Source organism: Candidatus Vampirococcus lugosii, assembly GCF_018420025.1.
Classification (GTDB): Bacteria; Patescibacteriota; Gracilibacteria; order Absconditabacterales; family Absconditicoccaceae; genus Vampirococcus; species Vampirococcus lugosii.
Map to the genome: position 1 here is coordinate 1 of NZ_JAEDAM010000004.1, position 26,332 is coordinate 26,332.

At 21.0% G+C, this 26,332-nt stretch carries 21 protein-coding genes and 2 pseudogenes; 11 read left to right on the forward strand and 12 right to left on the reverse strand.

All coding sequences use genetic code 25. The features are described from left to right. The first annotated feature begins 42 nt into the window (after positions 1-42). The 11 genes and pseudogenes from VAMP_RS00620 to VAMP_RS00670 all read left to right on the forward strand — a co-directional run bounded on the left by VAMP_RS00620 (position 43) and on the right by VAMP_RS00670 (position 10,110). Positions 43-1,083, forward strand: a complete 1,041-nt coding sequence (locus tag VAMP_RS00620) for a glycosyltransferase (protein WP_213348141.1) — start codon at positions 43-45, stop codon at positions 1,081-1,083. A 5-nt stretch (positions 1,084-1,088) separates the two neighbouring features. Next, positions 1,089-1,904 (forward strand): hypothetical protein, encoded by an 816-nt coding sequence (locus tag VAMP_RS00625; protein WP_213348143.1) that lies wholly within the window; start codon positions 1,089-1,091, stop codon positions 1,902-1,904. Positions 1,905-1,912: 8 nt separating this feature from the next. Next, positions 1,913-2,587, forward strand: a complete 675-nt coding sequence (locus tag VAMP_RS00630) for a hypothetical protein (protein WP_213348145.1) — start codon at positions 1,913-1,915, stop codon at positions 2,585-2,587. Between the two features lie 7 nt (positions 2,588-2,594). After that, the gene (locus VAMP_RS00635) at positions 2,595-3,290 is read left to right on the forward strand and encodes a methyltransferase domain-containing protein (protein WP_213348147.1); all 696 of its coding nucleotides are present in this window, start codon (positions 2,595-2,597) and stop codon (positions 3,288-3,290) included. Positions 3,291-3,293: 3 nt separating this feature from the next. Next, positions 3,294-4,421 (forward strand): glycosyltransferase family 4 protein, encoded by a 1,128-nt coding sequence (locus tag VAMP_RS00640; protein WP_213348149.1) that lies wholly within the window; start codon positions 3,294-3,296, stop codon positions 4,419-4,421. 9 nt (positions 4,422-4,430) lie between these two features. After that, the gene (locus VAMP_RS00645) at positions 4,431-5,300 is read left to right on the forward strand and encodes an FkbM family methyltransferase (RefSeq protein ID WP_213348151.1); all 870 of its coding nucleotides are present in this window, start codon (positions 4,431-4,433) and stop codon (positions 5,298-5,300) included. A gap of 2 nt (positions 5,301-5,302) precedes the next feature. Next, positions 5,303-6,265 carry a sulfotransferase domain-containing protein gene (locus VAMP_RS00650; RefSeq protein WP_213348153.1) on the forward strand — a complete coding sequence of 321 codons (963 nt, stop codon included), beginning with the start codon at positions 5,303-5,305 and terminating at the stop codon, positions 6,263-6,265. Between the two features lie 22 nt (positions 6,266-6,287). Further along, positions 6,288-7,184 carry a hypothetical protein gene (locus tag VAMP_RS00655; protein WP_213348155.1) on the forward strand — a complete coding sequence of 299 codons (897 nt, stop codon included), beginning with the start codon at positions 6,288-6,290 and terminating at the stop codon, positions 7,182-7,184. A gap of 154 nt (positions 7,185-7,338) precedes the next feature. After that, complete coding sequence (locus VAMP_RS00660) at positions 7,339-7,992, forward strand: ATP-binding protein (RefSeq protein WP_213348157.1); 654 nt, start codon at positions 7,339-7,341, stop codon at positions 7,990-7,992. Positions 7,993-8,015: 23 nt separating this feature from the next. Then, positions 8,016-8,594, forward strand: a pseudogene (locus VAMP_RS00665) (ATP-binding protein); the annotation flags it as partial. Positions 8,595-8,757: 163 nt separating this feature from the next. Beyond that, positions 8,758-10,110 carry an ATP-binding protein gene (locus VAMP_RS00670; protein ID WP_213348161.1) on the forward strand — a complete coding sequence of 451 codons (1,353 nt, stop codon included), beginning with the start codon at positions 8,758-8,760 and terminating at the stop codon, positions 10,108-10,110. On the opposite strand, the gene VAMP_RS00675 is transcribed toward VAMP_RS00670, so the two are convergent. The 12 genes and pseudogenes from VAMP_RS00675 to VAMP_RS06880 form a co-directional block, all read right to left on the reverse strand. Next, positions 10,107-11,642 carry an oligosaccharide flippase family protein gene (locus VAMP_RS00675; RefSeq protein WP_213348163.1) on the reverse strand — a complete coding sequence of 512 codons (1,536 nt, stop codon included), beginning with the start codon at positions 11,640-11,642 and terminating at the stop codon, positions 10,107-10,109. The two genes, VAMP_RS00670 and VAMP_RS00675, sit on opposite strands and share 4 nt — an antisense overlap. A gap of 83 nt (positions 11,643-11,725) precedes the next feature. After that, complete coding sequence (locus tag VAMP_RS00680; RefSeq protein WP_213348165.1) at positions 11,726-12,337, reverse strand: nucleotidyl transferase AbiEii/AbiGii toxin family protein; 612 nt, start codon at positions 12,335-12,337, stop codon at positions 11,726-11,728. Beyond that, complete coding sequence (locus VAMP_RS00685; protein ID WP_213348167.1) at positions 12,330-12,902, reverse strand: hypothetical protein; 573 nt, start codon at positions 12,900-12,902, stop codon at positions 12,330-12,332. The genes VAMP_RS00680 and VAMP_RS00685 overlap by 8 nt, the downstream gene beginning before the upstream one ends. A gap of 225 nt (positions 12,903-13,127) precedes the next feature. Then, entirely contained in the window at positions 13,128-15,206 is a 2,079-nt protein-coding gene (locus VAMP_RS06865; protein ID WP_213348169.1) for a 3'-5' exonuclease, read from the reverse strand. A gap of 153 nt (positions 15,207-15,359) precedes the next feature. After that, positions 15,360-17,390, reverse strand: coding sequence for an ATP-dependent Clp protease ATP-binding subunit (locus VAMP_RS06870; protein WP_213348171.1), 2,031 nt, complete (start codon positions 17,388-17,390; stop codon positions 15,360-15,362). A gap of 98 nt (positions 17,391-17,488) precedes the next feature. Then, positions 17,489-17,701: a hypothetical protein gene (locus VAMP_RS00700; protein ID WP_213348173.1), complete on the reverse strand. Its 213-nt coding sequence runs from the start codon at positions 17,699-17,701 to the stop codon at positions 17,489-17,491. A gap of 150 nt (positions 17,702-17,851) precedes the next feature. Beyond that, positions 17,852-17,959: pseudogene (locus tag VAMP_RS06875) on the reverse strand (endonuclease III); the annotation flags it as partial. A 206-nt stretch (positions 17,960-18,165) separates the two neighbouring features. After that, positions 18,166-20,472, reverse strand: a complete 2,307-nt coding sequence (locus tag VAMP_RS05850; protein WP_244831484.1) for a hypothetical protein — start codon at positions 20,470-20,472, stop codon at positions 18,166-18,168. 9 nt (positions 20,473-20,481) lie between these two features. After that, on the reverse strand, positions 20,482-21,699 hold the full coding sequence (locus tag VAMP_RS00710) for a tetratricopeptide repeat protein (RefSeq protein WP_213348175.1): 1,218 nt from the start codon (positions 21,697-21,699) through the stop codon (positions 20,482-20,484). A gap of 251 nt (positions 21,700-21,950) precedes the next feature. Further along, positions 21,951-22,640, reverse strand: a complete 690-nt coding sequence (locus VAMP_RS00715) for an endonuclease III domain-containing protein (protein ID WP_213348177.1) — start codon at positions 22,638-22,640, stop codon at positions 21,951-21,953. Positions 22,641-22,665: 25 nt separating this feature from the next. After that, entirely contained in the window at positions 22,666-23,598 is a 933-nt protein-coding gene (locus tag VAMP_RS00720; protein ID WP_213348179.1) for a prepilin peptidase, read from the reverse strand. Positions 23,599-23,672: 74 nt separating this feature from the next. Next, on the reverse strand, positions 23,673-25,883 hold the full coding sequence (locus VAMP_RS06880) for an ATP-dependent helicase (RefSeq protein WP_213348181.1): 2,211 nt from the start codon (positions 25,881-25,883) through the stop codon (positions 23,673-23,675). Positions 25,884-26,332: the final 449 nt, after the last annotated feature.

Sequence of the window (26,332 nt, forward strand, 5' to 3'; positions counted from 1 at the left end):
TGATATAAAAAAATATTATGATTTATTTAATAGATAAGTTTAATGAAAAAGAAAAAACTACTATTTGTAATAACTTGATTTAAAAAATGATGAGCTGAAAGACAAATGCTCAATCTTTTAAATTGAATAAAAAATGATTTTGAAATACAAGTTGTATGATTTTTTGATGGATATTATAAAAAAGAGATAGAAAACTTATGAATAAAAGTTCATCTTATAAAACTTAAATCAAATCTATGAATCTTTAAAGCAGTTTATAAAGTAAATAAGATAACCAAAAACTTTAAACCTGATACAATCCAATCAATGCTTCCTCATGCAAATATAGTCTGTAAACTTGTAAATGCTATAAATTTTAATAAATATACTATTTTTACTTGAATAAGAAATTCTAGGGAACCAAAACTTTTAGAAATACTTGAAAAAATTACTGATAGATCTTCAAATAAGATAATTACAAATTCTATTACAAACAAAAATGCTCTTATAAAAAGATGATTTGAAGATAATAAAATACAAGTAATCTATAATTGAATAAATTTTCAAGAACCAAAAGAAAAATATCATTATGATAAAAAAACTATACTTACAGTTTGAAAATTTTATCCTCAAAAAGATTATGAAACAAATGTATTAGTAGTAGAAAAACTTTCACAAAAAAGGGGTGATTTTCAATTTTTATATGCATGAGTTTGACCAGAAAAAGAAAAAATAGCAAATTTAGTGAAAGAAAAAAATCTAGATAATTTTATAAAATTTTTATGAGTAAGAGATGATATTCCTGAACTTATGAATAGTGCAGACTTATTTTTCTTACCTACAAAATTTGAATGACAAGCAAATGTAATACTTGAAGCTATGTATTATAATCTCCCTATCTTAACAACAGATATACCTGAAAATACTGAAGTTTGTGAAGCTTTGTTTTGAGAAGTTGGTGATATAAATTTTTTTGCTGAAAAAATAAATGAGTTTTTAGATAATAAAATTGATTTTAAAGAGAAAATCATTATTAACAAAGAAAGTATACAAAATTTTACTGTTGATAAGATGGTGAATGAATATTTAAAGTTTTATAAGTAAATAGTATGAAAATAAAAGACATTTTATATAAATCAGGTATTTTAATACCATTTTATATAAAAAATAATATAATAAGAGTTGTTTTAAGAATAAAATATTCTCCTTTATTTTTAGAAAAAATAAAAAATTGAAAATTGTATTCCAAAATTTTATCAACAATAAATGTTTGATGATTTTTTAAAACTGTTGCATATAAAAGACATATAATATGAGATAAAGAAATTGAAAAAATAATTTGAAAAAATAATAAAAAAATAAAATTTGCAGATGTATGATGTTCAGACGGATCAGCAAGTATAAACTTATATGAACATATGCAAAATAATTTTGAAAAATATGATTTATTTGATTATTATAATTACTTAAAATATATAAACTATTGACCTATAAAATTATTTTTAAATAAAGATAATTATCTTGTATATTTTCAGTTTTTATTTATATTGATATACATAAACAAAAAAATAAATTGAAAATTAAATAATCAAAAATATATTAAATTTTGGAATCCTGATTTAAAAAAACATTGACTGAAAATAAATGAATTTAATATTATAACTGATGTATTAGAAATTGAATATGATATAGTTAAATGTGCTAATTTATTACATTTTAACTATTTTAAAAAAGAAGATATATTAAATATTGTAAACAATAAAATGTTACAATATGTTAAAAAATGATGATATCTAGTTTTGATTCATAATAATAGTAAATATCAAGATAATGAGGCTGTGCTTATTCTTAGAAAAAATGAAAAATGAGAATTTGAGATATATAAAAATATAAATAATTATGAAATAATTAGTTTGTTTAAATAAAAAAGATTATGAAAAAAATTATAATAGAGCTTACTTGATTACAAGGATCTTGAAAAACATCAATAATTAATGCTTTAAATCCCAAATATGAAAAAAATGTTTTTTATTGTGAAATTTTTAACAAAAATTATAATAATTTGAAAATTTATAAAAAATTTATAATAAGATTATTTTCTATATTGAAAAATATTAAAATAAATTGGAAAATATTTAAATTTAGTCTTTCTTTTGAAAAAAGATTAATAGTTTTTAATAAATTATCATATTCTATATATAAAATTAATTATATAAATAAATATTATAAATCAAAAATTATTATAACAGATGAATTATTTTTACATTCTATTTTTAGTTCTTTGTTTTTATATGAAAATAAAATAAATAAAACTAAAATTGAAAAGTTTTTAAAAAACATTATATTAAATAAAATTCAACCTATATATATTGATGTAAAATATGATGAACAAATAATTAACACAAAAAAAAGAAATATCTTTAAATTATATGACAATTTACAAGATGAAGAAAAAAAAGAATTATTAGTAAAAAAATGAAATTTATCAGAATTTATAACAAATAAATATTGTGAAATTTATAATAGACCATTTTTAAAAGTTCCTTCACTATCTTTAAAAGAAAAAATACACAAAGTTGAGGAATATATTGATTTAATAATTAAATAAATACACTATGAAAAAAGTTCTAAATTATATAAGACAAATTATGTTTTATATAGATGCAAAAATGTTAAATTATTTTAAATTTAAAAATTGAAGAATAACAGAATTTGAATATAAATTAAGAAAAAAGTTTTTAAAAAAAATAAATCAGTTTTGAGTCTATGATTTTTATCAAAGTTATCCTCCTTTGATGATAACTTGAGTTAGACCAACAGCTTCAAGATTTTGAAATTATTGATTAGAAAATTATCTAAGTAAAGAAAAAGAGGTTTTAGATATTTGAGGGAATATAAGTTTTTTTTCAGCTTATACTTCAAGATTTGTAAAAAATATTGATGTTGTTGAATATGAGTGAAATTTATGTGATATATGAAATGAATTATTAGGATTTGAAAATATACAAAATGTTAAAATCCATAATGTTGATTTTAAAAAATATAAAACAGACAAAAAGTATGATGTAGTTTTTTCATTTGCTATACATATGTGGGTATGACTAAGTATTGAAAAATATTTAGAACAAATTTATAATTTAATGAAAAATAATTGAATTTTAGTTTTAGAAAGTCATACTTTTTATCAAAACAAATCTGATAGTTTAGATAATCATATTAAAAAATTTGGAAAATTTGATATAATTAAAAAATGAATTAGTGATGATCAATGATGAAATTATAGAGAGTTTTTTATTTTAAGTAAAAAATAATATATGTTGAACATTTTTTATCCTGTTGAAGTTTTTGTAGTAAATTGAAAAAAATATACAAGAAGTGCTTGGGTTGTAAATTGATATTGAAAATACTTCAATAAAGTAAATTTTTATGCCAATATATTTTATGTAAATAATATTGATACAAATAAATTTCAAGAAATTGATTCAAATATTGCATTAATTAATTTTTTTGACAAATGAATAGATTTCAAATCTTTTATTAAAAATATATGATATTATAAAAATAAAATTAAAAAAATAAATGATGATGAACTATTTTTTATATTATATCCTTATAAGTTTATTTGATTTTTATTATGATTAATATTAAGAAATAAAAAACTTATAATTAGAGTTGTTAGTGACCCTATCCAACAATTTACAATTCATTGAAATAAATTTCAAAGATTTATAAGAAAATTATTAAAACCTTTTGTTTATATTATTTATGAATGAATTTCAAGATTTATATTTCAAGATAACTTAATTTTTTATACTGCAAATATAACAACTAATAAAAAAAATCATATAAATCAAATTGAAATAATTTCTTGCTCAAATTTTAATGAAGATAAAGCACTTATAAACAATAAAATAACAAAAAAAATTTCTTTTGTATGATGAGAGATAAATAGAAAGTGATTAAATGTATTATTGAAAGCATTAAATCATACAAATCATAATGTAGAATTGAATATTATTTGAATGGATAAACTACAAAGAAAAGAAAATATAAAATTAGCTCAAAATTTGAATATTAAATTTCATGGTAAAATATACAAAAGAGATGTGTTTTATAAAAAACTTGCTCAAAGTGATATACTTGTTATGCCAAGTTTTGGAGAAAAACAATGAAAAACTCAACTTGAAGCTATGAGTGTAGGAGTGGTTCCTATATGTGCTGATGGAGGTTGAACTTATAGAACAATAGATAATTATTATAATGGTTTATTATTCAAACAACTTGATTGGAAAGCTTTGGCAAAAAATATTGATATGCTATATAATAAACCTGAATTGTATGAGGATTTGAAACAAAATGCACTTGAATATATACAAGAATTATCTTTGGAAAAACAAGTAAAGAAGATGAGTAAAACTATAAATAATTTTTATAATTTATAAATAATAAAAATGAATATAATTAAAAAAAATTTTTCAAGGTTATATATGGCTTATGATACAATTTTTAATACAAAAGTAATAGAATGATGAAAATTTAATTGGATAAAATTAAAATCTTTATCATATATGCCTATTATTTTACCTTTTTTGAAAGAAAAAATAAATAACTTTCTATCCAGAAAAGAAAGAAAAAATTATATAATACAAAATAAAGTTGCCAAGTTTTTTCTATACAATAATGATGATACTTTATGAAAAAGCTCACAATATTTTGAACATCACTTACAACATTTTTTGGATGATACAGAAAATAAAAAACTTTTTGTAGATATATGAACAAATATTGGTTTTTATACTCTGTATGCAATAAATAAAAAATGATTTCAAAAATCTATTTGTTTTGAGGCAAATCCTGATACCTTCAAAGTATTAAATAAAAATATTGAATTAAATAATTTAGATAAAAATGTGGATTTAAAAAATTTTTGATTATGAGATAAAGAAGATAAATTAACTTTCTTACAAAACAAAACTCATACTTGATGAAGTAAATTTATATCTTCAGAAGAAAAATCAAATTACACTTGAGAAAATTACAATATTATAGATGTAAATATTAAAAAGTTTGATGATATTATTAGTAATAAAAATATTGATATAAATGATATTTGATTTATAAAAATGGATGTAGAATGATTTGAATACAATGTTTTAATATGAATGAAAGAAACTTTAACAAAATTAAATAAATGAACAAAGTTATTTATAGAAATATGGTGAAAACATCCAAAACTTGAGGAAACAAAAAAGTTTATACAAGATAATTGATTTGTATTAAAAGAGAATATTTGAAGTAATTATTTATATATTAAAAAATAATAATGCCAAAACCAAATTTTTTTATAATATGAGAACCTAAATGCTGAACAACTATACTTCATAATTATCTTTCTAATCATAAAGATATTTTTATGTCTAAAACGAAGGAGCCTCATTATTTTAATACAGACCATCATCAAGAAGCTATTCAGTTAAATTGAGAAGGTAAAACAAAAAATAGTATTTTTAGATATATTAATAAAGAAGATTACCTTTCATTATTTGAACAAGCTAATAAAGAACAAAAAATTATTTGAGAATCAAGTACAAATTATGCTTATAGTAAATTAGCAGCAAAAGAAATATATAATTTTAATCACAATCCTAAATTATTGTTTTGTATTAGAGAACCTTTAAGCTTTTTACAAAGTTGGCATTCTCAAATATATAAAACTTGAAGTGAATTTATAGAAAATTTTGAAGAAGCTTTAATTTCTGAAAAAGATAGAAAAAAATGAAAAAAAATTTGAAAAAGAACTAAATATTCTTCATTACTTTATTACTCAGAATGGATAAAATTTACAGAACACTTACAAAGATACTTAGATTATTTCCCAAAAGAACAAATAAAAGTAGTCATATATGAAGAATTTAAAAAAGATAATCAAAAAACTATAGATGAGATTACAGATTTCTTGTGAGTTGATAGAATGAAAATAGATTATAAACAAGCTAATATAACTCCTAAAACAAAATTAACAAAATTTTTAAAATCTAAAAACATATTTAGAAGATTTTTTTGAAAAATTTTACCTTTATCTTTTAGAAAAAAATGGTGAATTTTTGTTGATTATATAGATTCAAAAATTGATAAAAAAACAAATACATTAAGTCTTGATGCAAAAACAAAACTTATGAAACAATTTAAACCAGAGGTAGAGAAAATAAATGATTTACTTCATAAACATAATCTTATAGATCCAGAGATTGATTTAGTAAAATATTGGTGATATGATAAAGTTTAAATATTAATATAAATAATACAATATGGACAAAGTAAAAGTTATTTATACAGTTTGATACTGACATAGTGGCTCTAGTTTGATTAATGCTATTTTATGATGAGCTAATGATAGTATAGCAGTTTCAGAATTGATAAAACTATGACATAGAATAAGAAAATTATGAAATAGTAAAATATTAAGTAATAGATGAAAATGTCAATGATGCAGAGAAAATATTTATAATTGTAAATTATGGTCTCAAGTATTAAAAGAAGTTCCAAAAGATAATATATATTTTCAAAATGAAAATTTTTTAGATAATTTAAAAATTAGCTTAAATATATTATTTTGATTTCCAAAAATAAATTTTAATAATTTAGATGATACTAAACTATATAATTCCATTATAAAAAATTCTAATAAAATATATGATAAAAATATAAATACTGTTGTAGATTCTTCTAAAGACCCAAGAAGATTAAAATATTTACAAAAAAATCCTAATATAGACTTATATGTAATTTACCTTACAAGGGATCTAAGATGAGTAAGCAACTCTATGGAAAAAAGATGAAAAAACTTTTGAAGAACTTATATTATATGGCATATATGGAATATATTATCTTATATAACATATAAAAAACATAATAAAAATAAAAAAATAATGATAAGTTATGATAAATTTACTCAAAATCCAGATAAATATTTAAAAAGAATAAAAGATAAATTTAATATTGATTTAAATATGGAAGATTATCTTGATAATGCTAATAAACAAGAAATACACTATATATGATGAAATAGTATGCAAAAAAAAGATATTACTGAAATCAAATATGACCAATCTTGGAAAAAAAGAATGCCAAAATGGAAACAATTTATTCTTAATATGATTTGCTATATTCCAAATAAAATTTGGGTTTATAATAAAAAGTTATAACTTACTACCCTTTCCTTATCTTTACAACTTCTTTTTAAAGTTTTAGTAAACTTTTATAGTCAACTTTCTATCAAGGACTTAATTAAAAATACTTGATTTTTTATCAATATTGTTTATAATGTTTTTAATTTAATTAGATAATTACTTATTATTTATGTTAATAAAAAGATTGATTTTTGATGAAATTCAAAAAGTATTGGATACAAACAAAATAATAATATTAAGATGACCAAGACAAGTTGGTAAAACCACTATAATGAAAGACTTACAAACAACTTTCAAAAGTCAGAAAACTGTGTTTTTGGATATGGATGACCTTGATATAAAAGAAAAGATAAAGACAGCTTGAAACTTGATAAATTATATAAAATTTGAATACTCATATCAAGAAAATGAAGATATTGTTATATTTTTAGATGAATTTCAAAATATAGAAAATGCAGGTGTTTTTCTTAAAAATATATATGATAAATATTCAAATATAAAGTTAATTTGTAGTTGATCCTCAAGTTTGGAAATAACAAAAAATATTGAACATCTTACAGGTAGAAAAATAGTGTTTGACATTACTCCATTTACTTTCAAGGAATATCTAAAAGCAAGAAAATTTAAAAATTATAATATAAAGTTTAATATAAATAACTTTAATGAAATAAATGATTTTTATAATATTTATCAAAATGAGCTAGAAAATTTTTTAAAAGAATATCTAACTATATGATGATATCCTGAAATTGTTTTGACTACTTGAAACATTAGAAAAAATATAGCAAAAGATATTACAAAACATATATTCAAAAAGATATAACATCATTTTTACATATAGAGAATATACAAGCTTTTAATAATTTGCTTAAAATAATTTCTTCTCAAATTTGAAGTTTGTTAAACAAATCAGAACTAAATGCTACTTTATGAATATCAATAAATACTTTAAAAAAATATCTTAATATACTTGAATGAACTTTCATAATAAACATATTAAATCCTTTTTATAAAAATGTAAGGAAAGAGCTTAGCAAAATGCCAAAAATTTATTTTAATGATATGTGAATTAGAAATTATTTACTTTACTGAAACCTTGAAGAACTTCCAACTGCTAATATATGAGAATTGGTAGAGAATTTTGTTTATAATGAATTAAAATTAAAAGATAATAATTGAATAAATTTTTATAGAACTATATCCAAAGCAGAAATAGATTTTATATTTCAAAAATCATTTGATAAAATTATACCTATGGAAGTAAAGTATAGAAATAAAGTAAATGTCCCTGAAATTATGCAAAATTTTAGTAAAAACTATTCAAGTAAAATAGATAAAAAAATAATTATTACAAAGAATAAATTAGAAATAAAAGAAGATGTTTATCTTATACCAGCTTGTTTGGTAAGTTTTATAAACCTTTAGCTTTTCCTTATCTTAACAACTTCTTTTTTAAGTTTTAGTAAAGTTTTTCTTGATTTTATTTTTATTATGTATATAATTTCTCCCATATATGGTAATATAAACCTACCTAAAATTCCCAGAATTGGTAAAGACAATATATTTTTTATAATATTATAATATACAAATGGAACTTAAAAGAAATATATATCAAGAATTGACAAACTGGAGTAAAAAGAAAAATAAAAAGCCTCTTATCTTGAAAGGTGCAAGACAAGTATGAAAATCTTTTGTTATAGAACATTTTGCAAAACATAATAATATAAACATACATAAGATAAACTTTCAATCTCAAAAAGATGCTTTTTATATATTTGATTGAAATCAAGATGCCAATACTATATTAACCAAGATTGAGTATTTTTTAGATACAAGTATAGATATAGACAATGATTTATTATTTTTTGATGAGATACAGGAATATCCTAAAGCTATAAATTCACTTAAATTTTTACAAGAAGAAAAACCAGAACTTAAAGTTATAGCAGCTTGAAGTTATCTTTGAATTATGAAAAATCAAGAATCTTTCCCGGTATGAAAAGTTGAATATCTTTCTATGTTTCCACTTACTTTTGAAGAATTTTTACAAGCAATCGATAAAAAACTTTATGATTTTTATAATACTATAGATGTGGATAATATGAAAGTTATAGATACTTTTTTTCATCAAAAATTGCTTGATAAGTTTTATTTGTATTTGGCTATATGATGAATGCCTGAAGTTGTTTTGTCTTTTATAGAACATGTAAAAGATAATTCTTTATATGAAACTTTAAATATAGTTAGAAAAAAACAAGAACAGCTTCTTGAATCATATAAATCAGATTTTTCTAAGCATGCATGAATAGTAAATTCAAGTCATATACTAAATGTTTTTGAAGCAATTTCTATACAATTATCAAAAGCAGATTATGAAGAAACCAACAAGTTTAAATTTACTTGAGTTATACCAAATCAAAAAGGTTATGATAGGATAGTATGACCACTTACTTGGTTATCAAAAGCAAGACTTGCTATACAAAGTTTTATCATATCAGATACTAAACAACCTTTAAAGGCAGAAGTTCAAAAAAATAAGTTTAAAGTATTTATGCATGATATATGACTTTTAAATGCTGAATTATCTACTCCTATACATTCATTATTAAATATAAAAAGTTCTTTATGATCATATAAATGATATATTATAGAAAATTTTATAGCTTGTGAATTATTTTCAATTACTGATAAACATCTATTTACCTGGACTAGATGAAAATCAGAGATAGAGTTTATATTTGAGAAAAAAACACATCTAATACCCATAGAAGCTAAATCATCAGATAAATCAAGGAAAGCTAAAAGTTTACTCTCTTTTATAAAAAGATATAATCCTACATATGCATATAAGTTTACAGCACAAAACTATTGAAATAAAAATTGATTTGAAACTATTCCTTTATATTTAATTTGAAAAATATTTAAAGAAAGAAAGTATTAATTTTTCCTTATCTTAACAACTTCTTTTTTTAGTTTTAGTAAACTTTTATAGTTTATGATCAAAAATCATAATCAAAATATAGCAAAAGCTATCATCAAGTACAATAAATTTTCATACCTTGCACTATTTGTATATTCAAAAAAAATTCATTTCAAACTATATAGTATAAGTCATACTATCAAAAAATAAACTATATTTCAAAATAAAAATCACCTATAAAGTATGATAGGGTTTTTCTTATATATGTAGATAAATGAAAATAAAAACATCATAAACCAAGCTATGATACTTGATATAACTGCTCCATATACTCATATAAAAGGTATCAAAGCTCCATTTATAAGGATATTTACAAGTGCAGCAAAAGCTATTATCTTTACTCTATTTTTTGGTTTTCCATAAGCATTTATCACTACAAAATTGAACTGAAATAAAACTTTTAGAACCAAAAATAAAGCTATAAACTGTAAAAGTATACCAGAAAGTAAAAAATGATCACCAAATAATACTATAGATACTATATCTCAAAATAATAAGAAAAATACTCAAAGTGCAAAAAATATAATTCAAAAATAATTATAATATATGTTTTGTAATATCTTAATTTTAAAATTTTCTTTTTTTTCTATAAGCTCTGTGATGATAGGCAAGAAAAGTTGCATGATAGGTCATATAAACATTCATTGTATCATAAACAAACTTTTAAAATTTGTATAATATCCTGCACTTTCTGTTCAAGCAAGGAACAAAACCATCTGTAAATCTATCTGTCACATAACAACTCATGCTTGACCTCAAAGTAATGCCCATAATCCATAACTATGAAAACTTTTTAAAGTATCTTTATTGTATGATATATCTATCTTTTGAAGTTTAACCTTTTTTAAAGCTTTTATATATAAAAATATACAAGAAAGTACAAAAGCTATAACTCATCAAAGTATCCAAGTAAGAAAATAATTTTCTATACTACCATTTTCAAAAAGAAAAAAACTTAATGTAAAAGCAAATATAAGCCACATTCTTATAGCATTTGAAAATCTTTGATAGAATATTTCTTGAAAAGAATTTAATATATTATTTACAAGACCATATAAATTTAAAAGTATAAAATAAGCTATAATATAGTATATAAAAGTTTTACTAGCATAAGAATCAAGATATATGTTTGATATCACATCTGCTCAAAAGTATATAAGTAAAGATATGATAATAGAAAAAAATATTTGAAAAATGATAGTATATCATATCAAAAATCAAACTTTTTTATCTTCACCTTTAGCAAGAAACTTAGGTATAAAATAATTTAAAGCTCACTTATTTCAAAGATCTCAATATATTACAAGTATACTTACAAGTCAAAGAAGTGAATATATAATTCAAATATCTGAAACTCATAGATCATTTGAAAGTATAGTTCTTATAAGATATCAAGTAGGAGCTATGATAAAAGCAAAAAAGTATAACCAAAATCATTTAGTTAATAATTTCTTTGCAAGTGTTTCTTCCTTGAAAAGTTGATTATCTTTCATTTATATTTGATTTTTTTAGGTAAATAATAAGTTAAGAAAAATTAATTTTCATATTTATTAAATTTATAAGTTCTTGAATTAAATTATTTTTTACAAAAGTTTTTTTGGTCTTGAGTTAAAACTTCTCATAGTCAATCAAGTATCTTATAGTTTTTAGGTGATTTTTCTAATTTTTCTCTTATTTGTATGAGTGCTTTTTTGTATGTTTTTCAAGTTCTTTCTTCTATAACTTTCTCATTTACATCAAAAAGATTTTTAAAGAAAAAGTATATATCATATATATCTCTATTTGCATTTCTTTCAATAAAAGAAACAAGTTTATTTGCAAATATAGTTGATTTATCTTGTACTTTTATATCTGTTCCATAAAAATTTACTATTTCATATTTATTATTTTTCCAAATTTTCCTGTTTATATCTATTTTTATATTTACATCATATTCTCAGTAAGAAAGCAATATATTATGACCTTTTTTAACTTTTCAGTATTTTTTTAATATATCTACCATCTCCTCATCTACTTGCTCAAAGTCTTCCAAAAGATCAAAATCTAAATCTGTAGAAAATCTATCTAATCAATATAAAAAATAACAAGCAGTTCATCATTTAAAAGCCAAGTATTTACCAAGTTTTGATGAAAAAATATCCTTTAATATTAAAAACATAATTTGTCTATGTTTATCAGTATTAAGCATTGTTTAGTATTTTTTTAATTTCTAAAATAACTCTTTTATTGTATATCAAACTTATCTTTTCTAATTTATCTTTATCTATATCTTCTAAATTATCAAAATAATAGTTTGCTGATAAATATAACCTATCACAGATAGCTCTTTCCTTGCTTGCTATCATATAGTTTCATTTGTTTATAATTCATATAGGATTTAAAAGAATATCTTTTTTTAGGTTTAAGTATCTAAAATTAACTCCTAAAAACTGTTTTGTAATAGTATTATCACTTGCAAGAAATATAGTGTCTTGATAATCTTGAAATATAATTCATTCTTTTTTAAGAACTGTTTCAAAGCTAATATATGAATTTTTTTTAAGTTTTGTTGAAAGTTCAAGTTTGTTATATTTTTTTAATGTATATATTCATTTAGTTATATAGTCAAAAATACCGTTTTTTACTCATCTTGAAAAAAAACTTTTTATAGTTTCTTTATTTTCTATTCATACAATATTTTTTATATCATTGTATGTAAAAACTGTCTTTCAAGATCAGATTATTTTATCTATATTTTTCATATATCATCTCATAAGGTTTAAATCTAAACCTATTATAATGAAATTATGTAAAAATCAATATTTTTATATTTGATTTTTTTAGGTAAATAATAAGTTTCAATGTATCTATATCATATATTATATATAATTTTTTATTCAAATTACTGAAAAGATTTTAGTTTTTTATGATGAATAGCTATAAAATATTTATTTTTTGTAATATTTTGTTTTTGCATATTAAAAAAATATTTAAAATTTTTACAAAATTCATGTATACCAGTGAATATCTTTTATTATTTGTTTTTCAAATGCTCATGGTGCATAATATACATATATATGATCAAAAGATATTTTACTTGACATAAGATTTAATAAAAATTCAAATCATCAAACTACTATTTTTTTATTTTTTATTTGAGAATAGTAAATATTTTTACCAACTCATCAAGTAATATTTTCAAATAATAATTCATAATTAAGATTATAGTTATTATTTAATAAATATTCAAAAAGTTCTTTAGATTTATTTTTATTGACACAAAGTATAAATATATTATTATGTTTTGATATATTATCAATTATTTTATTTTTATCATTTTGTTTAGATAATTTAATATTACTATAAGATTTATCACCTCATATTGAATAAAATCATTCTTTAGTATTATTTGAAAAAAATACAACTTCATTTTTATCAAAAAAATCCATAAATTCTTGATAATTAATTAAATTATTTGTTCTATAAAATGTAAAATAAAATTTATTTTCATCATACATCATTTTTTTTATCAAACAAATATTATTGAATATATCGTCCATATCATCAAAAAAATCTACAATACAATCTCTATCTTCATTTTCTAATTTTTCTGAAATAACAAGTAAATCTTCTCTCAGAGAATTAAAAAGTTTATTTGATAAATAAAAATCAATATTTCATTTGATATAATCAATTTCTACTATATCTTTTGAAATTCAAATAAATTGTTTTGTTATTTCTTTGAAAAGAATACCAGTAAATATAATAAATTTAGTATAAAATTTATTTAATTCATATATATCAAGTCATTTAATTTCATATTTATATATAAAAAATTCAAGTTTATAAATAACAAAATATAGATCAAATGGTTTATTTAAATATTTTGATAAACTATTGTACCAAGTATCCCGATCAAAAAAATAAATTTTGTAATCAGATATATTTTTATTTTTTATAAATTCAAATAAATTATAATGATTTGCTAGAACTATATCAGATAATTTTTTATCAATTCACTTTTGCAAAAAATTAGAAATTTTGAAATCATTTGCCAAAGATAAATCCAAAAATCAATGTCATTTATCATATTGACTAAAATACTTTATTAAAAAATTAATTTCAAAAAAATTAAAATTATCTTTTCATAAAAATAAATTTGTATTTTCTTTATCAAAAATAGAATTATTTCCCAAATATCAAATATTTTTTACTCATAAATTTGATAATAAAGTTTTTGCAATTTTAAGTTTTGATGGATTTTGAAAACAAATAATTCATTTTTTATTTGTTGTTGCTATATCATACAAAACTTTTTTGAAAGATTCATCTCATACATAAAATTTATCTCAATCTTTTGATTTAGAAATTGTATTATCAGGTCATTTATTTATAATTTTGGAATTAACAGCTACTTCTTTTTTTAATCAAGGTAAAAAATAATTTGATTTATCTACATAATAATCATCTTTTATATCAAATATTTGATTATAAATACTTTCTGATCTTAAAATACAATTTTTTAAAATAGGAAATTTATTTGACAAATTTCAAAATCTTTCAACAAAAAATTTAAAAATATTATAAGATGCCAAGCTATCTGTCAAAGCATCATGATAGTCTCAATCAATAATTATATTATATTCTTTTTTTAAAATTTCACTTATAATTTCCAAAGAATAACTCGGTAAAAAATGAAATATACTATGCGACAAATGAAAAGTATCCAAAGTTTTAACAAAAGATAAATCCATATATTTTGATAAAATATTTATATCAAACATAATATTATGTCAAATAATAACAGTATTTTTATCAAAATATTTTGAAATTTGCTTCAGAATATCTTGTATATACGGTGCATCTTGCAAATCATTAACATTAATATTAGTTACGAATTTTACAATATTTTTTAAATCTAAACTGTTTGATTGTGGTTTTATATAAGATTTATATTTTTCTAATATATTAAAATTATTATCAAATTTTACTATTCATATTTGAATGGGTTCATCTTTTTTGATATCTAATCAAGTTGTTTCTAGATCTAGAGATATATAATTTAAATTTTTAAGCATAATCAAATTAATAAATATAAAAATACAATATTTATTGTATACTAAATAATTTCTTGAATTCAAGATTTTTAATAAGTTTTTATCAATTTTTAAAATAAACAAAATGATGAAGTTTTTTGTCAACTTCATCATAGTTTATATACTTAATATAAATTAAACATTTTCAATTATTTCTTCTATTATTTTTGGTTCTATTTGTTCATGAATATATCTAGAAATTGGTCTAGCTCAATATTCAGGTGCATAAATTTCATCAATAATAGATTGTATATTTTTTACATTATATTTTGGTACTGATATTCATTTTTTTTCTTTCCATAATCTTGAAAATTCTTTATATTCTTTTTGAAAAATATCAATCATTATTTCTTTGGAAAGAGGTTTAAATACTATAGTATTATCTAATCTATTTAATAATTCAGCAGATATTTCAGATTTCAACTTTTCCATAACTCTTTCTTTCACTATATCAAAATCTTTATCAAAAGAATCTTTTGAAGATTTATTATTAGTTCAAAATCAAATTTTTACTACTTTTTTGGCAAATTCTTCCGATCAAATATTTGAAGTAAGAATTATTATAGTATTTTTGAAGTCAATTAATCTTCATTTATTATCTTTTAGTGTTCATTCATCAAGAATTTGCAACAAAATATTTAAAACATCAGGAGATGCTTTTTCTATTTCATCAAATAATATAATACTATAAGGATTTCTTCTTACAGATTCTGTAAGAGTTCATCATTCATCATAACCAACATAACCAGGAGCAGATCAAATAAGTTTACTAGAACTATTTCTATCCATATATTCCGACATATCAACTCTAATAAGTGACTTTTCGCTTTCAAAAAAATGTTTTGCTAACAATTTAGTAATATAAGTTTTACCAACACCTGAAGGTCATAAAAATAGAAATGATGCAATAGGTTTTTGTCTATCTATCACAGATATACGATTTCTTTTTATATAGTTTACTAAAGATTGAACTGCTTCATCTTGTCCAACTAAATCTTTTTTTATCAAAGTATCCAAATCTTTAAGTTTATTTAATTCTGATTCATTAAGTTTAGATTTAGGAATTCATGTTTTCATAGACAAAACTTCACTTATATTTATACTATCAACATTTGTTCTCAAATGTTTTGGTAATGAATTTTGAGATCTAATATTTTTCATTTCTTGTTTCAAATTTTCTTCTTCTTCTTTAAGTTCCGCCGCTTTAAAATAATCTTGATTTAAAATTGATGCTTGTATTTTTTTTTGCAAAATTTCAAGTTTTTTTTCTACTTGTTTGTATTCATCATTTTTTTCTAATTTTTCTCATAAAGTAGATTGTCTTGCACATGCTTCATCAATTAAGTCTATTGCTTTATCAGGCAATTGTTTATTTAATATATATCTTGAACTTAATTCAACAGAAGTATGTATTGCATTATCTGCAATATTTACACCATGAAATGATTCAAATTTTTCTCTAATACCAAATAAAATTTTTTTAGTATCTTCATTACTAGGTTCATCAACATTTACTTCTTGAAATCTCCTTTTTAATGCAGGATCTTTTTCAATATGTTTTTGATATTCGTCATATGTTGTTGCACCTATTAATTGTAATTTACCTCTAGATAAAAAAGGTTTAAGTATGTTTGCGGCATCAGCTCATCATTCTGTATTTCAAGCTCATATTATAGTATGTAATTCATCAATAAATAAAATAATATTATTAGTAGGATCAGTTGCTTCTTGTATAATAGTTTTTAATCTTGATTCAAATTCTCATCTATATTTGGTACCAGCAACCAGTCCACCAACATCAAGCATAAAAATTCTTTTATTTTTTAATTTCTCAGGGACATCATTATTTTCTATTTTTTGAGCTAATCATTCAACTATAGCCGTTTTACCAACTCAAGCTTCTCATATAAGTAAAGGATTATTTTTTGTTTTTCTCAAAAGAGTATATATAGTTTGCTGAATTTCTTCATATCTACCTATCACTGGATCCAAATATCAATTTCTTGCTTCAAAATTTAAATTTGTTCAAAAATGTTCAATAGTAAGTTTTTTTTCTTCTACTTGTGAGGAAGTGTCTATTTTACTATCATCTCAATTATTTGTTCAATCTATAAGATCTTGATCCGATTCATTTTTTATTGACTTATAATTATTGTTTATATACATATTTTATTTTTTAAGATATTATTTTTTAAATTTATTATTAATTTTTACTTTTAAGTAATTAATATTTATATATTAAACTTAAAATAAAATTAAATATATTATTTTTTAAAAACATTTTTTAGACAAAATCTTTTCATTTCTTTCATTCATGAAAAAAAGAAATTAAATTTATTTTTTAAATTATTTTTTAATTTAGAAAAAAATGATTTTCATTTTGGAGATTTGGAAAATCAACCAAATCACAATAATGCTGTACCTATAACACCACCTATTATTACTTTATTAATTTTTTTTTCAAATAGATTCTTCATAATTATTTTTTTAAGATAAATATATAAAAAAGTTTTTTGATTATAATAATTTATAATATAAAATCAATATTAGTTGACTTTAATTTTTGTATTAAAAAAATAATTAATAATCTCATTATTTTATATACAAATAAATTAATTTTATCAAGTTTACAAATTTTTGTAATACTGACAAATATTATTAAATAAACAATTTTTGCATTTAGGATTTTTTGCAAGACATTGATATCTACCAAAAAATATAAACAATTGATGAGCTTTATTTTTTCTGTTATTAAGTGTTTAATCTCATTAAACTATTAGAAAGCTGTTATTCTATTATTTATTTCAGTCTACAAAGATGAGTTTAAATTTATAAAAAAATCAAGAAATTAAAGTAATTATATTTTACTTAATTTCTTGATTTTAGTAACAGACAATTTCTATTATAACTAGAATTATTATTTTTAATCTAAAAAATTAATTTATTCAAATAATTTTGGAGATTGTCAAATATGATATTTTACAATAAAATTTTCTGCATAACCAGATGTTGTATGTCATTTATTTCAAGTTCTAAATTTGTTTAAATCATACATTAATGATTTATGATAATTACCAGTTTTTTTTCATCAAGGTAATTTATAAGTACCAGCTTCTCATATAGATCATCAAATTGTATTCCTAGTATATAACCTTCATTCAAGTATTAATTGTTTATCTAATCAAGTTGTTCTTTCATATGAGTCAGTATAATTACTAAATCAAATAGCATCATCCCATATACTTATGAAACCTCAATCTCAATATATATATGCATTTATTTTTTTTACATCATTTTTTATAAAGATATTTCATAAATGATCGTCATCATAATGATCTCTAATTAAAACTATTCATTTCATATCAACAATATCACTATCAATTATTAAATTTCAATTTTTAATTACTATTGTTGACACATCTGATAAATCATAAATATTTGATATATCGTCTTCATATACTATATCATCATTATTATTAATATCTAAATATAGTATTCAATTATTTTTTTGTTCATGAACCATTCATCTTATAGACTTTAATACATTACTTTTAAATTTATTTCTAAATTCAGATGTAGAAATACTAGAAAAATTTCTTTGCTGATTTGTTATTTTTTGATTTCAAATAGCTTGTGAATATCAAATTATCCTAATTCAAGAATAACTTGAATCATCTAGTGTTACTTTCCTATCATCTGGTTCAATTCAATCAGATAAATAATATCTAACTGTATTTCAATCTAAATCATATAAAACATATGGATCTGATTCTATACTTACATTATTTATAAATTGATCTGTACCAGTATAATTTAAAATAAATTGTAATTCTGATTTTCAATCACTTAACATGTTATTAAATCAAGTTGTATACTGTATATAATATCAATTACTTGATGAAGTTAATGTATCTAAATTTTCAGTTTTTAAACCACTTTCTCAACTCAATCCAGATAAAGATTCTTTTTTTGGAGTTAATATTAATTTTTGTTGATTTCATATTATAAATCACATTGGATCCACATTCAATTCTCAAATATATGGTTTCAAAAAACTATAACGAACTGAAGAGACTGTCATCTTCGTTCATCATAAATTAAATCATATATCTCAACTATTTGATTTAAACGGTGATCTTGATTTAATTCAAGTCATAGGCACTGAAAAAGATTTAGCAGTAGAAGTAGGTATTCAAGAAGATGAAACAGTACCAAAATTTAAAGCAGTTCAAGAATTATTTATTCTATCAGAATTTTCTCAAGATTCATCCTCTATATTTGTAATAGATCTTGTTCAAGGTGTTCGTTTAATTCATTTATTTTGTTTAGTAGAAGCTGATATATTAAGACTAACTTCACATGAAGAAGAATTATCAGCATATATATTATTACATGTAGAAGATGGTGTATTTAAAGCATTTATAGTTATAGTAGCTGGAGGTGTAGTAGGCTTAGGTGCATCAGGAGGACACGAAGAAGTATTACATGGTCAACAACTTGTACTACAATTTCAGTCATCATCACAAGATTCTTTACAAGTTTGACTTCAACAAGATGATCTATTAGCAGTAAAAGAAGGAGCTTGAATACACTTTATTTTTCAATCATTAGACCATGATCAAGTAACTTCACAAATAGACCAATGTGTACTCCATGATGCTATATAACTACTACATGCAGATGTAGTTGTTGTTACTGTTAAATCTGGATCTGGATCTGGGTCTCAATCTGGATCTGGATCTGGGTCTCAATCTGGATCTGGATCTGGGTCTCAATCTGGATCTGGATCTGGGTTTCAATCTGGATCTGGATCTGGGTCTCAATCTGGAGCTGGATCTGGGTCTCAATCTGGAGCTGGATCTGGGTCTCAATCTGGATCTGGATCTGGGTCTCAATCTGGAGCTGGGTCTGGAGCTGGTTCTGGAGCTGGGTCTGGAGCTGGTTCTGGATCTACCACTCTAGCACTAGCTCAATTATGACAAGCTACGGAATTTTCATCTCTATCAACCTTAGCATGATCTAGTCACCCCTCTTCAATTGCATCAAACAGTTCATCTACAGTTTCAAAAGTTGTAGCATGATTAGACCATTCATCAAGTTGTTGCTGATTACCTCATCAAACAATAACTTTTGTTCAATCTCCAATAGTAACTTCTTTTTCAAGATTTCCTAATACTAAAGGGTTTCATAAAATAGAACTTAAAGATATAAAAACAATTATAAACATTTTATATAATATTTTTTTCATTTTTTAATTTTAATTATTAAATTTTAAATCTGCTACATAATCATCAACTCATTTAACATTTCAAAACAATCAATAATTATTTCTTTTTAATTCATTATCAACAAAGATATCCCAATAATAATATTTATTCATATTATTAAATAAATAATTCATATCCGTTTCTTTATCTTTTTTAAGTACTTCAAATACTGTAAAAAACATAATAGTGCTTCTAATTTTATTTTTTCTTAACTCTCTTTGATTATCCATAAGTATAATATCATTATCTACAACACTTAATCATTTATTCATATAATTAACAGCTAATTCAAAGTCTCAAAAATTATATTCAACAAGTCATTTATAATAATATGCTTCATATCAATTAGGATTTAAATCAATACTTTTATCTAAATAATCATTTATTTCTTCATATAAAGAAGAATCATTTTTCATATATAATCATCTAGCAACTCATAAATATCACATAGGATAATTTTTATTATAATTTATTGATTCTTTAGCATATTCAATAGATTTTTCTATATCTGGATTTAATTGATTAACATTTAATACTATACTACTCAAAGAATAATAAATTTCAGATTTTAAACTATTACTATTAGTATCTAAAGATTTTTTAAAATATTTAATAGATTCTTTATATTTTCAATTCCTAGCTAAATATCTTCATATATTTCAAGATGCCTCATGATTATTATCTATATCATAAGATTTATGATAATATTTATATCATAATTTTCTATCTCACATAATATCATATACATGTCATATCTGATTCAAAAGTATAGCTGCTTCATTTTCGGAAAGATTATCCAAATTTAATGCTTTATTATAAAAATTAATTGCTAATTCATATTCTTTTATAATTTCATTTGCAAATCATTTATAATACAAAACATTAAAACTATCTTCCTTATCTTCCAAAAGATCTAATACTATAGATGAATATTTATTCTCTTCATACTTATAGACTCATTCTTGCAAATAAGAATGTAAAAGTTGATCAAATTCTGCACTATCTAAATTATCAACTCATTTTTCAGTATAATAAGTAATTACTGTTTCATAATTTCATAACTCAATCATTTTACTTATATCTACATTATTTTCTTTATTATTAAACTCTTCATCATTAAACTCATCTTTGTTAAAAAATAAAAAATAAAATACTAGTAAAAATGAAAAAGAAAAAATTAGTAAAAATAAATATTTTTTTTGATACATATTAAATAATATAAACGAATAAATTTTAATACTAATTTTTAAAAAAAATTAGTATATGTCAATACTATTATTTTTTTTATCTTTTTCAAGTCTTTTTTGCTTTTTATAGCAAATATGTATTTAAAGTACTCCATTTTTCAAAACCAATTTAAACCTTTTAAGGTAGTGACATTTAGTATAAATTAGTTCTTATTAAAAAAATAATTAATAATCTCATTATTTTATATACAAATAAATTAATTTTATCAAGTTTACAAATTTTTGTAATACTGACAAATATTATTAAATAAACAATTTTTGCATTTAGGATTTTTTGCAAGACATTGATATCTACCAAAAAATATAAACAATTGATGAGCTTTATTTTTTCTGTTATTAGGAATTATTTCTTCCAGTATTTTTGAGGTTTGAACTTCTCTTTTAGTTTTTACAATTCAAATTCTATTTACAATTCTATGAATATGTGTATCTACAGGCATAGTAGGAATTTTATAATATTCACTCAAAAATACTTTTGCAGTTTTTTCACCAACTCAAGGAAATTTTATTAATTCATACAAATTATCAGATATCATATATCAATATTTTTCATACATAATAATAGAAAGATTATTTTTAATATCATTTTTTGATAAATTTAATGATTGAGTATATAATATATTACTAGTTTTATAAATATTATTTCATTTTGAATTATAAAGTCATATTGATTTTATTTTTTCTTTGAAATTATCTAATCCTATATCCAAAATATCTTTTGGAGAATTTATATAATCATAAAATTTTGCAGTTGTTTTATTTACTTGTATATCAGTTGATTGTGCTGAAAGCATAATTGAAATTAATAATTGAAAAGGAGTTTTGTAATTCAATTGAATTTTTGCATCAGGAAATTCTTTTTCAAGTTGATCTAGTATATAATTTATATCTATATTATTCATAATATTATTTCAAAATAAAATATTTTTATACAAACAAAATCTTGAATAAATAATCTCAAGCAAAAAATAAAACCCAAAATCAAGCTATCATAGCTGGCAAAAAAGGTAAACTAGATCATTGTTCTCATTTATTAATAATAGAACTTACTACAAAAAATAATATTCACAATACAGAAGAAATTATAGTATAAATAAATACATAATAAAACAAATTAGTATATGATAAATCATACATCATAAAATGAATAAATAAACCTACAAAATAAGCGATCATTACATCTCATCATCAAATTCATTCGGCATCTTTTATTCAAAATCTAAATCTAACATAGTATTTTCCAAATATATATATAAACATAAAGAAAACAAAAAAGATAATTCAACCAAAGAAACTTCGATAAAAATTTCAAACATATCCAAAAAATTGCCAAAATATAGTCCATAAAACTAAAAATAACCAAAAATAAGTATTTACACGGAAAAATAAAATATCATAAAAAAGTAATAATACTAATAACCAGTTAATAACTAAATAATATATCATATACAAAAAAAAGTTATTTGAAAACAGTTCAAATCAAGAATTAAGAACCATAAAATAACTAATAACAAAAGCAAATCAAGAAACTATTTCCAAAACAGGATAAAATGAACTAATTTTTGATTTACAATTTCAACATTTAGCACCAGATAACAACCATGAAAATAGTGGAATTAAATTGTACCAAGATAGTTTTTTTTTGCAATGTGGACATTCAGATCTTCAATAAAGTATTCATTTCAAAACTTCTTTATTAATTTCTCATCTTGTTCTCCAAATCAAAACAGATCCAAAAGATCAAAATACTAAACCAAAAATAAAAATATTAACAATAATAAACCATTCTATTATTTTAAAATCAAAAATAGTATAAGATTGCATTAATTCAATATTAATAAGTGATAATAGTATTTCCATACTAAAAAATATAATTATAAAAAAATAAAAAACATATTAAATATAAAAAAGCATATAAAAAAACAATTATTTTTTTATAATTTTTCCAAAAATTTAGTATCAATTTTTCTTATTCAAAATTTTGGGTTATCAAATTTTACTACAACTATTTCATTCCAAGTTTCCAATATACTTCATTTACCAAATAATTTATGTTGCACTAAATCTCATTCATCATAACTTATTTGAGTATTTTTTGCACTTGATCATCATTTTATATTATAAAATTTGGTAAGATAATCAGGAATTTCTTCTACAAACCTTGATTGCTTATTGAAACTTAATTGTCATCGTTTCATTCTACTATCTGCATGAGAGAAAAATAATAAATCTTTTGCTCTAGTAATTGCAACATACATAAGTCTTCTTTCCTCTTCCATCTCTTTTTGTTCAAATTTTGCTTTGGAAAGAGGGAACATATTTTCTTCAAGTCATACTATAAATACTACTGGAAATTCAAGTCATTTACTTCAATGTATACTCATAAGTTTTACCATATCAGGTTCAGATTCTTCAGCCTCTTCCATATCTACTAATATTGAAATTTCTTCTATAAATTGATTCATTGCATCTATTCAATTTGTGTGAGTTTTTTCATTATATTTTGATGCAAGATTTATTAATTGTCATAAATTTTCCATTTTTTCTTCTGCTTTATCTTTACCTTCACTTGTTATTAAATAATCTTTATATTTTATTGAAGATAACAAATTATTTATAAAATCCGTTGGATAAAGTCATTCAATTTGATTTTCCAAAAATCTAATCATTGTATTAAATGATTTTATATTATTCGTAGCTCAAGCAGTTATTTTTATGGGTAATGTATCAATATTATCTATAACATAATTCATATCTAAATTATTTGTATTGGCATATTCTTGTATATTTTGAATTGTAGTTGTTCATATTTTTCTATTTGGTGTATTTATAATTCTTTTGAGAGAAATATTATCTTTTTTATTCATTATATATTTTATATATGAAATTATATCTTTTATTTCTTTTCTCTCAAAAAATTTAAGTCATCACCATATTTTGTAAGGAATTCATTCTTGAAGTAATATTTGTTCAAAAGGTTGTGATTGTGAATTTGTTCTATACAAAACTGCAAAATCTGACCATTTAAATCATTTTTCTTTTTGCAATCTTTTCATCAAATCAATAATTTGTGTTGCTTCATCAAATTCATCAGTAAATCCAAAAACTCTAATATGATCAGATCATCATCTATTTGATGTTACATTTTTTTGATATTGTTTTTCATTTCTTGCTATTATAGCATTTCATGCTTGTACAATATGATCTTTTGATCTATAATTTACTTCCAATTTAAAAGTTTTTAGATCTGGCCATCGTTCTCATAATTTCAAAAAATTATCCATAACGGCTCATCTTCGTCAATATATACTTTGAAAATCATCTCATATAAAAGTTACATTTCAATCTTGTCATAATAATTTAATTATATCAAATTGAATTTGATTAGTATCTTGTGCTTCATCTACCAAAATATATTTAAATTGTTTTCTGTATTTTTCCAATATATCTGGATATTCTTCAAACATAATTTTAGTAATCATAAGAAGATCATCAAAATCCATAGAATTTGATGCCAACATTGATTTTTGATATTTTTCATAAATTAAAGAAACTGCTTCTTCCCAATCATTTCATACTAAATATAGAAATTTTTTATAAGTTATTCATTCATTTTTAAGAGCTGATATTTTCCATTTTGCTTCTTTTGGTTCTATTTTATTTTTTAATCAATTTTCATTTATTAAATTTTTGATTAAAGTCAATGTTTCTCAAGTATCATATATACCAAATTGAGAAGTATATCAAAGTTCCGTTTTATCAATTTCATGTTTTAGTATTTTCAAAAATATACTATGAAATGTTCCCAACCATTTTAATGTTGATTTATTTATTTTGTGAACATTTGATATTGAATTTTGTCATAATAATTCATCAAAATCTTGAGTATTTTCTGGGATATCAATATCTTGAGATATATTAATAAGTCTTTCTTTCATTTCATTTGCAGCCTTGTTTGTAAATGTTACTGCAAATATTTGCAAAGGATTTATTCAATAATCAAATACTAAATTTGCTATCTTGTATGTAAGAACTCTTGTTTTACCACTTCCTGCTCAAGCTAATATTAAACTACTTGTTTCTATCCATTGTGCAGCTTCTCATTGTTGTTCATTCAAAGTTTCTTTTATTACATCTTTTATCATTTTTGAAAAAAATATTATTTTAATTAAAAATTATAACCAGTATAATAATCAAAAACTTATGAAATTCAATTAATTATGAATATAATCTTATACAACTAAATTAGAGAAAAAAATGAATACTATAATATATATCTTTCAATATAATTTACAATCATTTCGAAAAGTCAGCACTTACAAAAACTTTATCTAAATTAGAACATTAACCTTCTGCAGTAAAAAAATAAAAAAAATTGAAAAGTTAATTAAGAAGTGATCTTTATAGAGTAAATTTTCTAAATACTTGATTTAGACAAGGATTTACGATAATCTAAAAAAGTATTTATGTACTAAACAAATTTTATAATTTTATTTTAAATAATTTAAATATTTTTTCTTGAAGCTCATTTATTTGTTCTACTTTATTTATTCTCAACAAGTAAGTAATATCAAATTATTTATTTAATTTTATT